This window comes from Streptosporangium sp. NPDC049046, from assembly GCF_040649155.1.
Lineage (GTDB): Bacteria > Actinomycetota > Actinomycetes > Streptosporangiales > Streptosporangiaceae > Streptosporangium.
On sequence record NZ_JBEZEZ010000021.1, the window covers coordinates 75,123 to 88,139 of the forward strand.

Annotated in this window: 10 protein-coding genes and 1 pseudogene; 5 read left to right on the plus strand and 6 right to left on the minus strand. The window is 69.0% G+C overall.

The genetic code is table 11. From position 1 onward, the window contains the following. Nucleotides 1–3: 3 nt before the first annotated feature. On the plus strand, nt 4–471 hold the full coding sequence (locus AB0B96_RS27580) for a hypothetical protein (RefSeq protein ID WP_362903156.1): 468 nt from the start codon (nt 4–6) through the stop codon (nt 469–471). Nucleotides 472–821: 350 nt separating this feature from the next. On the opposite strand, the pseudogene AB0B96_RS27585 reads toward AB0B96_RS27580, so the two are convergent. From AB0B96_RS27585 to AB0B96_RS27595, 3 genes and pseudogenes are all read right to left on the minus strand, one after another. Further along, nucleotides 822–1,120, minus strand: a pseudogene (locus tag AB0B96_RS27585) (transposase); the annotation flags it as partial. A 79-nt stretch (nt 1,121–1,199) separates the two neighbouring features. Further along, nucleotides 1,200–2,156: an acyltransferase domain-containing protein gene (locus tag AB0B96_RS27590; protein WP_362903158.1), complete on the minus strand. Its 957-nt coding sequence runs from the start codon at nt 2,154–2,156 to the stop codon at nt 1,200–1,202. Nucleotides 2,157–2,227: 71 nt separating this feature from the next. After that, nucleotides 2,228–2,608: a hypothetical protein gene (locus AB0B96_RS27595; RefSeq protein ID WP_362903160.1), complete on the minus strand. Its 381-nt coding sequence runs from the start codon at nt 2,606–2,608 to the stop codon at nt 2,228–2,230. 29 nt (nt 2,609–2,637) lie between these two features. Between AB0B96_RS27595 and AB0B96_RS27600 the strand changes: the two genes are divergently transcribed. Further along, entirely contained in the window at nt 2,638–3,006 is a 369-nt protein-coding gene (locus tag AB0B96_RS27600) for a bacteriocin fulvocin C-related protein (RefSeq protein ID WP_362903272.1), read from the plus strand. Between the two features lie 417 nt (nt 3,007–3,423). Next, on the plus strand, nt 3,424–3,933 hold the full coding sequence (locus AB0B96_RS27605; protein WP_362903162.1) for a hypothetical protein: 510 nt from the start codon (nt 3,424–3,426) through the stop codon (nt 3,931–3,933). On the opposite strand, the gene AB0B96_RS27610 is transcribed toward AB0B96_RS27605, so the two are convergent. From AB0B96_RS27610 to AB0B96_RS27620, 3 genes are all read right to left on the minus strand, one after another. Continuing rightward, nucleotides 3,873–4,637, minus strand: a complete 765-nt coding sequence (locus AB0B96_RS27610; protein ID WP_362903274.1) for a replication initiator — start codon at nt 4,635–4,637, stop codon at nt 3,873–3,875. The genes AB0B96_RS27605 and AB0B96_RS27610 overlap by 61 nt on opposite strands. Before the next feature lie 69 nt (nt 4,638–4,706). Then, complete coding sequence (locus tag AB0B96_RS27615; RefSeq protein WP_362903164.1) at nt 4,707–6,782, minus strand: cellulose binding domain-containing protein; 2,076 nt, start codon at nt 6,780–6,782, stop codon at nt 4,707–4,709. A 145-nt stretch (nt 6,783–6,927) separates the two neighbouring features. Further along, nucleotides 6,928–8,181 carry a hypothetical protein gene (locus AB0B96_RS27620; protein WP_362903166.1) on the minus strand — a complete coding sequence of 418 codons (1,254 nt, stop codon included), beginning with the start codon at nt 8,179–8,181 and terminating at the stop codon, nt 6,928–6,930. 305 nt (nt 8,182–8,486) lie between these two features. On the opposite strand from AB0B96_RS27620, the gene AB0B96_RS27625 reads away from it, so the two are divergent. Further along, entirely contained in the window at nt 8,487–9,818 is a 1,332-nt protein-coding gene (locus tag AB0B96_RS27625; protein ID WP_362903168.1) for an aminotransferase class V-fold PLP-dependent enzyme, read from the plus strand. Between the two features lie 614 nt (nt 9,819–10,432). Then, a partial coding sequence (locus tag AB0B96_RS27630; RefSeq protein WP_362903170.1) for an NB-ARC domain-containing protein occupies nt 10,433–13,017 on the plus strand: 2,585 nt, incomplete at its 3' end.

Below are 13,017 nucleotides of genomic sequence, written 5' to 3' on the forward strand. Positions count from 1 at the left end.
AGAATGCCATCCTTCGCATCCCTCGACGACGACGAAGTGGTCGGGATCTTGCAGCAGTTACTGACCGAGCACGATGACAGCCCCGAACCCGCCGTCACGGACGAGGAGATCGCGGAGCGAAGCCGGGAGGACGCGGAATTTATCCGGGCCCTCGCCGCCGAGCTAGGGCTTGAGGAGTCGGGGAGCGAGCCGACACCGCGCGACCTCCTCGAGTCCCTCACCGCCCTGCCAGGAATCACCGAGGAGGCGGAGCGAGCCGCCGAAGACATCCGGAAGCGTGCCACTCTGCCGTTCGACCCCCAGCTTCTGTCAATAGCCATCTCCGTCGCGACGGCCGTCGCGATCATCCGCCCGAAGATCGAGTACCGGAAGACCGACAAAGAGGTGAAGTTCGTCGCTGACGTCCGCGGCGTCCCCGACCTTGCTGGCATCGTCCAAATCGTCGTGGACCTGATGCGCCGGAACGGATAGCTGAGCTTCGAAGTAGGTCCGCTCACGACCTGAGATGGCCAACGACGACGGGTGCGACCGAGGTCGTATCTGTCTGTCGCAGGTGTGACGGCGGGTCGTCGACGTCGTAGCCGAAGGAGGCCAACACGGCCCGGAACTCCTCCTCGGTCGGCGTCTTTGACGCTGTCCTGCCCCGCCGTACCTACTCGTCGGCATCAGGCGGCCTCCTCGCGACGGGTAGGCGGGCAGGTGATGAGCAGGCAGGCATCCCATGCCGAGCGGGGCAGTGTGGTGTCGCTGACGGATAGGCAGGCCAGGGCGATGCCTGCCGCCCCCTCTATCGATGAACTCGACCAGCGCGGCAGTCCGGGATCGAGTTCCCGGGCGAAATACGCCGAGGCGGCCTTCAAGATCTCGTTCGCCCGACGCAACTCGCGATTCTCGCGCTCGAGTTCGGTGATTCTCCGGGCGTCGGACGTCGAGGTCCCCGGACGATTTCCGCCATCGACCTCGGCCTGGCGCACCCAGGTCCGCAGCGCCTCGCGGTGCACCCCGAGCCGGTCGGCGACCCGGGTCGGCACGCCCGCCCCTCACCGGCCGCACGCAGCTCGAAAACCATACGGACAGCGCGTTCCCGCAGCTCAGGGGCATACTTCCTCGGTGGTGCCATAACTCCTCACCCTTCCAGGTATCGGAGCCTCCAACCAACTCGGGGTGACCCTGTCGGCCGTCCCCGGTGAAATCAGGCGTCAGGGGTGTGGCTGGATCGGAAAGCGGCCGCGGTGCCAGTACCAGTGGCGGCCGGCCCTCAGATGCTCGACGACCGCGCGCTGGAGGGCGGTGCGGCATGGCAGCCGGTCGAGTGGTGTGGTCAGGTCGCGGAACACGAACCGCCGCACCTCGACGTCGGCGTCCAGCCCTTCCGGCTCCTCGTACGGCTCCAGCTCGAACCTCCGCTGGAACCGGGCGATGTTGGAGTCCTCCGGCAGGTATTCCAGCAGTTGCGGGTCGAGCAGCCACGAACCGCAGGCGAACTCCGTGTAGGGCTCGTCGGGAAAGTGGCGAGGGAAGAACGCGCGGGCCTCGTCGAGCGACGCCGCGACCGCCTCGGGGGGCATCGGCCCCGACTCGGGGATGTGCAGGTCGAGGGTGGCGCCGCCGCGGTGATACTGCAACCGGCCCAGCTCGTAGATGCTGCCGCGCGCGTGCAGGGTGAGCCAGCTCTGCATGACGGGCCAGCCCTCGCCGCGCATCCGCCGGTCGACCGCGAGGTTGCGGCCCAGGTCGGCGAGGCTCGCCCATGACACGGTGTCGGCGACGCCGTGGTCGCGGTGGTATCCCGTGGCGACGCCGACCAGGGCGAGGTACGCGTACACGTAGAGATGCCGCCAGGCGGGGCCGCGTTCGCGCGGCAGCTCCGGACCGGGCGGCAACCAGCCGTGGCCCCCGAGATCGGCGCGGACCAGGGCGATCGAGCGGTCGAGCAGCCAGCGCAACTCCGGAGTCCACAGCGGGGATCCGGGGTCGGGCCAGCCCTCCATGATCTCGGCGGCGTCGTCCGGCGGCACCGCGAGCCGCTCGAGGAGGGCGGGTGCGTCGGCCTTGGCGGGCAGGGGGGCCGATGGCCGGTCGCCGGCGAGCCGGTGCACGCGGTCGACGTCCTCGACGGGCACCCCGAGCCGGGCGGCGGCGGCGTCCAGATCCACGCGGATGATCCTACCCGCCGATGTCACGGGGCGGCGGATTGCTCCGCCTGACCCCATCTGAAGATCTCTGGTCAGCCTCCGATTTTCCATCTTGTGCCATAACAGATCGGCGGACCGTATGTATAAGACTTTCCTGTCTTCGTGCTGGTCGCCACGAGAACGTCGGTCGCCTCAGGCTGATGGCACATGGAGTCCGGCAGGCTGATGCCGACGTCCTCTCCCGGAGCGAGGACGGCGAAGGACCCCTTGTTGAGCTTCCCCTTCACCGTGACGGTTTCTTGTGTGGCGTTAATGATGATGAATTGTTCTTCATCACGAGGCGTACCGCAGGCGCTGAGGAGGAGCGCGGTGACCGTCGTCAGTCCTATGAGACGAAAACCGGTCAGAGTAGCCATCGTGAACGACGTTGAATTCCGGATGCCCATGGCGGCCTCCTTGAGGGACTTCGCCATCAGGCACGATAGCGGATCGGCTTCGTCTGCTGGTATGGGGTCAAGGAGTCAGCGAGCACAAGACCTTCGCGGCCCCGAATGTCGAGGAAACGCATCACAGCCTCGCCTCGCTGCTAGAAAGGGCGGTCGCCGCCTTCGGTGAGAGTGACGCCGCCGCCCTGTTCACCAATCTCGGTCCTCGGTCGGCCTCCACGTCATCGGATCGACCGGCCCGTGCTCACACTGCCGCGGCGAGTGCGTGTGAGTGTTCGATCAGCAGCCCTCTGTGTCTTGGGGGCAACAGGTGCTATCAAGGAGCTCTCGGCTGCTATCAGGAGAATGGTTGCGGAGCTCTGTGGTGGTACATCTGCAACGGCATGTGTTGCATGCAGACAAGCCAGGGACTGATTTGTTATTAGCCGAGATCGGTGAGGCATGCCACGATCTTCATGCGGGCGCGGAGGCGGCAGTCGCGCTCGATTCCAAGGCCGCGTCCCGCCATGGATATCGCCGGTGACCACACCGCCCCGGCTCACGGGCCGAACTCGTTGACCCTCTTCCGTCTTTACATCACGGGGTGGCCGACCTTTTCCGTCCCCCAATCCCTGGCGCTGCCCGTTGCCCGCGTCCCATTTCGGATCGGGGGTATCCGCGCAGCGCTTTTGGCGCTCCCTGCCAAAACGCACGTGGCGCGTGAAAGACTCGGTTCGATCGTGCCTCGATCGCGACCCGGTGTGATGAGGCGATAACCCGCCGGGTGAACGTCGAGGACTCATCAAACCGCTCCGCAATATCGCATCGCTTAGAAAAGGGCTCACGTGGTCGAATCATCGCCGGTGCGTGCACCGGCTGTCGTCCGTCACTTCGCCAGGATCGTCGATCTCGGGGTCGCCGCGCTCACCGTGGTGGTCTTCGTCGCCATCGCCCTGGCCACGGGGGTACGTTCGCCCTGGCCGGCCGTGATCCCCGTCGCCCTGGCCCTCGGTGCGCTCCTGCTCCTACGGCGTCGGTGGCCGATGACTGTGCTGCTGCTGTCGGTCGTCGCGATCTTCGTCTATCACCTGATCTCCTGGTCCCCCCCGGGCTGGATCTGGCCGATCGCGGCCGCCTACGTCACCGCTGCGGCCACTTCCCGCGTGCGATGGGTGGCCGTCATCGGAGTGGCCCAGCTCCTCTACTCCGCGATCGACGCCCGGTGGGTCATCGATGTGAATCCGCCGGTCTACTTCTTGCACGTTCTCGGTGAAGGAGTGTTGCTGGCGGCATTCCTCGGCCTGGGACTCGCTTACGCGGCCTGGCTGCGCTGGCGCGACCGGCCCGACCCCAAGGACGGCTCAGGCTCCTGACGCGGGCGTACCGTGACGAAGGCCGAAGTGGTGGAGTAGTAGCGGCTCTTGGTGGAGAAGCGGCCTCGGCACCCCAGCATGTGCGACCAATGCCGCAGCGGGAGCAGCCGGTATTGAGGCAGGCACACGACCTGTGCGACGGCCTGCCGGATCGCGGCATCCAGCAGCGGAACGGTCGCCCAGTCCGGGGGAGGGGAGCCGGGACCGTCCGGGCCGTCGAGGCGGATCACCGCGTTGAAACGGATCAGGCCGCGCGCTTGGTACTCGGCGACCTTGGCATACGACAGTCGCAACGTCTCACGCGGGCGAGCACGAAGCACGCCGAGCAGTCGAGCCAGGACAGCGGGAAGTGCCTGGGTGAAGCGGCGCCACAGCTCTCCCGCGTGAGAGTTCCACAAGACCGCGCCCTGGTAGTCGTAGCAGTCCACGCAGAGCGGTTGTCCCACTTGCGGGTCATCGCGGTCGTGACGCCTGCCGCAGCCCTCGTATCGACCATGGGGGCAGGTGGGGGAGTCGCGCCGGGGACGGCAGGGCAGCGGCTTGCCGTCCTTACCCGTGCGGTGAGCGTGGACCGCGCCGAAGGACGGAGCGGTGAAGGTGGCGAACACTCGGGGATGGCCGCCCACGTCTACGACCACACGATCCGCCGGTGGGACATCGCCCGCCAGACCTGCCTCAGATCCGGCACCTGACGCGCGCCGGATCCCCGGCCCACCGTGGGCCGGGGAGCCGGCGCGTGGACCGCGTACCGTGAGGACGCGGACGGTTCGCCGCTAACGGGTCGTGCAGACGGTTCCGTTGAGGGTGAAGACGGCGGGCAGTGTGTTCGGGCCGCTGTAGTTGCCGACGAAGCCGATCGTGGCCGACGCGCCGGTGGGCAGCGAGCCGTTGCCGGACTCGTTGACGACCTGCACGTCCTGCCCGTCCTGCGTCCAGACGGCGCCCCAGCCGCTGCCCAGGCTCTGCCAGGTCCTGGGCCAGCTGAAGCTCAGGGTCCAGCCGCTGACCGGCGCGCCGTGGTTGGTGATGTCGATGGCGCCGACGTAGCCGCTGGCCCAGTCGGTCTGCTTGGTCAGACGCACCGAGCACGAACTGGAGGCGGGTGTGCCGGTCGTGAACGTCAGCGGTGCGGAGGGCGCGGAGACGCCACCGCCGCTGTCCCGTGCGACCACGTTGACCGTGTAGCGCGTTCCCGGTTTGAGGTTGTCCACGGTGAACGAGGTGCCGGCGGTCTCGCCGAACTGCCCGCCGACGGCCCCGTTCTGGCGGTGGACCTCGTACTTCACGATCGGACGCGCGCCGGCGGAGGCGGTGGGCCAGGAGATCGTGGCGGCCCTGTCGGTCACCTCAGAGACCGTCGGCTGCCCCGGCGTGCCCGGCAGGCCGGCCTGGGCGCCGGCGGGCCGCAGGACGATCGTGGTCAGCGAGAGCGGCGGCAGCGTCTGAGCGGTCGCGCTGCCGGTGGTCGAGGAGGAGATGCTCGTGGCGCCGTTGGTGTGGGTCAGCACGGTGGGGGCCCCGGACGCCGGGCTGAAACCGGAGTAGTCGATCGCGACGGGATAGGACGTGTCGGACGAGGTGTTGATCAGCAGGACGGCCAGGTCGCCGTTGGGGCGGCGCGCGGCGTGCGCGGTCACCTTCGCCTGGTCGGTCGCGGCCCTGATGAACCGGTCTCCGGGGCGGGCGAACCTGCTCACCATCTGGAGCGCGTAGTACGGCGCGAAGGGCGTGTTGACCGAGGGTTCGCAGACACTGCCGTCGGAGGTGCACGTCCCGCTCGACAGCAGGCCGAAGTCGCCGTAGTCGGTGTGCCCCTCGACCTGTGTGACGCTGCCGATGCCGTTGTGGACGTTCCACCAGTCGACCGTGAACACCCCGTTGGCGAGCAGCGTCGCGTAGGCGTCGGCGGCGGCCAGCGCACCGGGCTGGGTCGTCGTGCCGCGCTCGTTCGACCCGGTGTTGAACTCGGTCATCGCGATGCCGATCCGCTCGGCGCCGGCCCCGGCGTACCGCGCGATCTGCCGGCGGGTGAGATCGATCATGTCGGGGACGTGCCCGACCTTGTCGAGGGCGCCGGGGTACCAGTGCAGGATCACGAAGTCGATCTTCGATGCCGCGGCCGAGAGGACGACGTCGTTCCAGGTCCCGGCGTCGCCCTCGGCGACCAGCCCGTCGGGCCAGTTCGCCGGTGTGGTCAGCACCGCGCCGATCTTGATGGTCGGGTCGACGGCCTTCATCGCGTCGGAGTAGGCCACGACGTGGCGCGCGTACTCTGCGGGGCTCTTGTCGGCGTGGTCGTCCGCCTCCCAGGTGGCGCCGTAGTGGCCGTTGCCGTAGTTCTCGTTGCCGATCTCCCAGTACTTGACGCCGTAGCCCTTGGTGACGTTGGCGTACCGCACCCAGGCCGCGGCCTCCTCCGCCGTACCGGTGCCGTAGTTCGCGGTCACCATCGGCTGCGCCCCGGTGCGCCGCGCACCGCGCATGAAGGTGTCGAAGTCGGTGTCGGGCGCCACGTAGCCGCCGGGGGCGGTGTGGTCGGCCCAGTGGTAGATGTCGGAGTACGAGCCGCCGGGGTAGCGCAGCAGCTTCATACCCGCGTCCTTGAGCAGGTCGGCGGTCGCGTCGGTGCCCAGGTTGGTGTCCCAGATCGCATGGTTGGTGCCGATGCCGGTCTCGGGGACGGTGGCGAGCGCGGCGCGGGCGTTGACGGTCACCGCGACCGGGGCGACCTCGTCGGCACGCGCCGTGGGGACATGCAGGACGGACAGCGTCAGCAGGAGGGCCGACGCGGCCCGTAACAGCTTCTTCGGCGTCTTTGGCGTCCCCGGCGTTCTTGATGTTCTCGGCATCGGTGCACCTCGCAACGGATAGTGGCGTTCACTCGACGCCCCCTCCCTGACCCGGAGGCAACATGATCGTCAGGGGTCGCCCCGTATCCGTCAACCCGCGGTGAAACTTTCAGTCACCGCGTCGCCGCGCGGTGTGTCGGGGACGTCAGGAGATGGTGAGTGTGCCGTTCGCGTTGCGGGCGCACGTGACGACCGTGCGGGACGCGGAGGTGAGGGCGCCGGTGAGGCACTGTCCGAGGACGGTGTGGCCCGCGGCGTTGGGGTGCCAGCCCTCCTGGCAGGTCTGGAAGTAGGTGACGCAGGTGTTCGCGACCCGCTGGACACCGATCTTGTCCCAGCCCGACAGACTGGTGACGAACGTGCCGGACGGCCCGTCCTGCACCCGGATCGGGGTGGCGAGCGCGCCCGTCGGGCTGCCGGGGTTCTCGCAGAGCCGGGCGCCGTCGAAGGCCTTCTGGACGTCCAGCACGCGCAGGTCGGCGGTCGGACGTTCGGCCGCCAGCGTGGTGTAGGCGTTCTTGACCAGGGAGCCGAGGTTCTGGGAGAACACGTGCCCGGGAGCGAGGCTCGCGCGGTGGATCGGGCAGCCCGCGGCGTACCGTTCGGCGCCGAGTGCGCGGAACTTGTCGCGGGTGTCGGTGCGGTCGTCCTCGTCCCGGTACTGCGGGGCGACGTCGAGCGGCAGCGGGTTGGTGTAGGTCTGCAGGATCACGCTGTGGACGCCGTCGGCGTCGATCTGGGCGAGGGTGTCGAGGATCTGGCGCAGGGCGGCGGTGGTCTCGGTGGTGGCCGCGGCGACCTCGGCGTCGGAGGCGAGGTCCGAGACGGTGCAGGGCTCCTGCGGCACGTCACCGCCCAGGTAGGCCCAGAACTCCCACCAGCCCGTCCAGGCGTCGGCGATGAAGCGGTTGGCGCACAGCGTGGCCACGTCGCCGAAGGTGAACTGGGTGTTGTTGGAGCCGAGGCCGATGAGGACGACGTCGATGTCGTGGGTCTGCGCGACGGCACGCAGTTGGTCGAGCTGCGAGGCGACGGAGCGGCCCTTGGCGCGGGCGCCGGAGGGGTTGGCGATGTCGGCGGGCTGGCCGCCGGAGCACGCGAGGTTGAAGCGGTCCTGGATACCGGGGAGTGAGGCCTTGAACAGCGAGGCGTTCGCCGACCGGTGGCAGAAGTAGGCGTTGCTGTTGGGAGCCGACCAGCCGGGGAAGGACTGCGGCGTTCCCGAGGCGTCGGCAACGGGCTGGTAGGCCCCCGCACCCTCCCCACTGATGAAGCTGTCGCCGAGCGCGACGGCCGCGGTGGGCAGGGCCGCCTGGGCGGCTCCGCTCTGGACGACCTGGATGCCGACCGCGCCCACCAAGAGCGCCACCATCGCGGCCGCACGCCGGAGAACCCTCACTACCGCCTCATTTCCTACTGAACAAGTATGAAATAACGTGTGTCTGGATCACAGCACGCCACCTGAATGACGTCAAGATTTTCAGGAGACCCGCCGCCTCATCTAAGAGATCGCGTATCGCCCTGATCGTCAAGCACGCGCTTGCTTGCCTGGAGCCGGGGGTGTGGCGTGTCGCCGCCGTCACGCCACGCCTGAGCTGTACGGATGCCCGCTCGCGGAGCCGGTCCCGCGCACACTGGGAGTGATGCGTTGGAACAGGTCGGGGCCGCCGCGGGCTCTCGCCGACCGGGGTGGAGTGGTTTTCTATGAGCTTGTCCAGGCGTGAGATGGTCTCCGGGCTCGGGGCGTTGGCCCTCGCGCCTTCACCGCCCCCACCGCCGCCCGCCGGCCAGGACGTTCGGCCGTCTCCGCCGCCCGCCGGTGTCGCCGCTCCCGTCGGTACGGCCCCCGAGCGGCTCGCCGAGGACGAGGGTTTCTGGAGCCGGGTGGCGCGGCAGTATCGAGTCACCCGGGACTTCGTCAACCTGGAGAACGGCTACTACGGGATCATGCCCGAGCCGGTGCGCCGCGCCTACCATCGCAACACCGACCACCTCAACGAGGTGAACTCCTACCTGCTGCGCACCACCTACAGGGACCAGGCGGACCAGGTCAGGCGGCGTATCGCGACCATGCTCGGCGTCTCCATGAAGGAGATCGCCCTCACCCGGGGCGGCACCGAGGCCCTGCAACTGCTGATCGCCGGCTACCGGCGGCTGCGTCCCGGCGACTCGGTGATGTACGCCGACCTGGACTACCACAGCATGCAGTACGCCATGAACTGGCTGAGCGACCGGCGAGGCGTCCGGGTGCAGAAGCTGGTCATCCCCGAGCCGGCGACCCGGCAGGCGGTGCTGGACGCCTACGCCGCGGCGTTCCTGGAGCACCCGAGGCTCAGGTTGCTGCTGCTCAGCCACATGAACAACCGCACCGGGCTGGTGGTCCCCGTGCGGGAGATCGTGGCGATGGCTCGCGAGCGCGGCATCGACGTGATCGTGGACGCCGCCCACTCCTGGGGACACCTGGACTTCACCATGGACGACCTGGGCGCCGACTTCGCCGGGTTCTCCCTGCACAAGTGGATGGGTATGCCGCTGGGTGCGGGTTTCCTCTACATCCGCGACAGCCGCCTGGCCGACATCGACGTCGCGTTCCGCGACGAGACCTTCCCGCGGGAGGACATCCGCGCACGTGTGCACTCCGGCACCATGGACGTCGCGCCCTTCCTGACGGCCGGCACCGCCCTGGACTTCCATGACGCGCTCGGTGCCGCAGCCAAGCAGGCGAGGCTGCGCTTCCTGCGCGACCGCTGGGTGGGCCAGGTGCTCGACATCGGAAACCTGGAGATCCTCACCCCCGAGGAGCCCGCCATGTACGGCACGATCACCGCGTTCCGGATCACCGGCCGTACGTCGGAGGCCGAGAACGTCGCGATCGCCACGGACCTGATGAAGCGGTACCGGATCTTCACGGTGCACCGCGGCGGGCCGGCCAGGGGGGACTGCGTGCGGGTGACGCCGGCGCTCTTCACCAGCCGCGACGACGTCGACCTGCTGGCGACGGCGGTACGGGACATCGCGCGGCGGATGCGCGCCTGAGTAGGGGTGGCGGATGCGCGCCTGAGTAGGGGCGGCGGATGCGCGCCTGAGCGAGAGCGGCGGATGCGCGCCTGAGTGGGGGGCCCGGCGGCGTCCCGCGCCGTCTCCGGCCCGGTGGACGCCGGGCGGGTTCGCCGTTCCCCCGCCTTTCCCGGTTCGCGCCTCCCGGGCGAGTTCGAAAGAGGTCACCAAGGGCGATCGCATCGTCACGGAAAAGGATCTACCTTGAATGCGGCCTGGAATGGCAGACGTGACGTCGTGGACATAGCACCTCAAACTGTGCAACGTGGCTTTTCGTATGCGCTTTAATCGCCGGGATGTCGGTGATTCAACTCAGGGTCAATGGGGAACAGATATCGTGCCTCCAGGGTTCCCGGCGCCCGTCGGGGCAGGGGTCGGCACTGTAGAGGTGGTCGGTGGCTCGCCGCACAAAAAGAATCGCCGATGTCGCCGTGGCGATTCTGGTGGTTTTCGGAATTCTGGTCGGACTTCCGGTGCGAACGGTCGAAGAATATCTGCCGGAAACGGTTGTCGCGCGCAGGGTCGAATGGGTCGTTGTTTTCGGATTAACCGCCTTCCTTGTCGTTCTGCTGACACGGCTGACGCCGAAACTGATGGAATCACGCACGCGCGGCGGGCTCTTCCTGGTGCCGGACAGGCAGGCGGGGTGGGTCAGGAGAAGCGAGCTGGACGACGTGGTCTCCACCCTGACGATGCGGCGCTCGGGCACGGTCGGGCTCACCACGGGTCTCACCGGGGCGGGCGGGTTCGGCAAGACCTCCCTGGCCGTGGAGGTGTGTCACAGCGACGAGGTGAGGAGGCGGTTCGACGGCGGCGTCATATGGGTCACCGTGGGCCGCGACCGCGCCGGGGCCGACATCGCGGCGCTCGCCAACGACGTCACGGAGGCCGTGCTGGGCGTCCGGCCGGAGTTCTCCAGCCCCGAGCAGGCCGGCCACCGGATGGCCGAGGCCCTGGCGGAGCGGGGCCACATGCTGCTGGTGGTCGACGACGTGTGGAGCCTCGAGCAGCTGAGACCCTTTTTGTCCGCGGCCACCAGGTCCCGGGTGCTGGTGACGACCCGGCTGCCCAGGGCACTGCCCCCGAAGGCGATCGCGATGATCGTCGACGAGCTGGCGCCGAGGGTGGCCGTCCAGGTGCTGAGCCGGGGGTTGCCGCCGATGAACCCCGGCGTCCTCGGCGACCTGGTGGCCCTGACGGGGAGGTGGCCACTACTGCTGTCCCTGCTCAACGCCCGGCTGCGCGACGAGTACGGCGCGGGGACGAACGCCGACGTCGCCGCTCGCCGGGCGGCCGGTCGGCTCGGCCGGACCGTCTCCACCCCCCTGGACGTCACGGTCGCCTCCCAGCGGGAGAGCGCGGTGCTCGCCACCGTGGAGCACAGCCTCGAAGCCCTCGGCGCGTTCGACCGCGCCCGCTTCCTGGAACTGGGCGTCTTCCCCGAGGACGTCGCGATACCGGCCGCCGTCGTCGAGCTGCTCTGGCGCGGCACCGCGGGGCTCACCGCCAAGCAGGCCGAGCGGCTCTGCGGACGGCTTCAGGATCTCGCACTGATCGGCAGGCACCCCGCCGAGGGGGCGGCGCCGTCGATCACGATCCACGACGTCGTCCGTTCCGCCCTCCGCTCGGAGGACGGCCTGGGCAAGGAGCGCGCCGAGGTCGCCAACCGCGACTTCCTCGACGAGGCGAGAAACCTCGTCCCCGACGACGATCTCACGGCGGACGCCGAATGGTGGAGGCTGCCCTCGACCGTGCCCTACCTCTGGAACCACCTGCTGTTCCACCTTTCCGAGGCGAGGAGATACCGGGAGCTGGAAGCCCTGCTGCATGACGTGCGCTGGTTCGTCACCCGCGTACGCGCGTTCGGGGTGGCCGCGGCGGAGTCGGATCTGACGCTGTCGACCTCCCGTTCCGTCGCGGGGGTCCGCCGGCTGATCGCCCGCAGCACCCATCTGCTCACCCCCTTCGAGTCGGACGCCGTCTCCACGGCGAACCTGCTCGCCCGCCTCTACGCGTTCCCGCCGATGCGGGCGTCGGTCGAGCGCTACAGCAGGGAGAACGAGACCACCTTCCTGAGAGCCCGCTGGCCACTGCCCGAGGACGGTTCCACCCGCCTCCTGCGCACCCTGACCTCGGCGGCGAGACACCTCGAGGAGGTGTCGATCACACCGGACGGATCACGGTTCGTCGTGCACGCCCGCGACGGCGGCGCGCAGATCTGGAAGGCCGACGGCACCACCCGGACGACGCTGGCCACGCACGGCAGACCTGTTCACGAGGTCGCCGTCTCCCCTGACGGCGCGTGGCTGGTGACCCGCTCGGGGAAAAGGAGGGTGCAGATCTGGGGGATCGACGGCGCCCAGAGGGCCGTCCTGCGCAACGGGATCGGCAGGCTCGCCGCGACGGTGGCCGCGCCCGACGGTTCGTGGCTGGCGACCCGCTCCGCGAGGGGAGGAGTCCGTCTCTGGAATTTCGACGGGAGCAGGCGTGCCGTCCTCAGGAGGGGGACGGGCAAGTTCACCGGGATGGTGGCCGCGCCCGACGGTTCGTGGCTGGCGACCCGCTCCGCGACGGGAGGGGTCGCTCTCTGGAGCCCCGCCGGGAAGAGACATCTGATCCTCAAAAGCCGGGTGCGGGTGAGAACCAAACCGCGAAGGCTGCAGGACGTCCTGAGGATGCGCGGCTGGAACCAGGAGGACGAGAAGGTCCCCGGCAGGAACAGGCCGATCGGCAAGGTCTCCACGCTGGCCGTCTCCCCTGACGGTTCGTGGCTGGCGACCCTCTCCGGAGACGGGAGCGTGCGCCTGTGGGGGGTCGACGGCGTCGAGCGGGCCGTCCTGACGGGGCACACCGGGGCGGGGGCGGGGGTGCGGATCTCTCCCGACGGTTCGTGGCTCGTGACCTGGTCGTCCACCGGTCCCGTACGGCTGTGGGAGGCCGACGGCAGGCAGCGGGCCGTCCTGACGGGGCATGCGGGGGTGGTTCGTCAGGTGGTGATCTCTCCGGACGGGGGTTGGCTGGCGACGCTTTCCGGTGATCGGAGTGTGCGGTTGTGGGAGGCCGACGGTGGTGAGCGGGCCGCTCTGACGGGGCATGCGGGGGTGGTTCGTCAGGTGGTGATCTCTCCGGACGGGGGTTGGCTGGCGACGCTTTCCGGTGATCGGAGTGTGCGGTTGTG

Bases quoted from the DNA above. Each gene is read 5' to 3' on its own strand.
- AB0B96_RS27625 (WP_362903168.1), top strand. From the start codon at position 8,487: ATGAGCTTGTCCAGGCGTGAGATGGTCTCCGGGCTCGGGGCGTTGGCC.
- AB0B96_RS27615 (WP_362903164.1), bottom strand. From the start codon at position 6,782: ATGCCGAGAACATCAAGAACGCCGGGGACGCCAAAGACGCCGAAGAAG.
- AB0B96_RS27595 (WP_362903160.1), bottom strand. From the start codon at position 2,608: ATGGCGAAGTCCCTCAAGGAGGCCGCCATGGGCATCCGGAATTCAACG.
- AB0B96_RS27580 (WP_362903156.1), top strand. From the start codon at position 4: ATGCCATCCTTCGCATCCCTCGACGACGACGAAGTGGTCGGGATCTTG.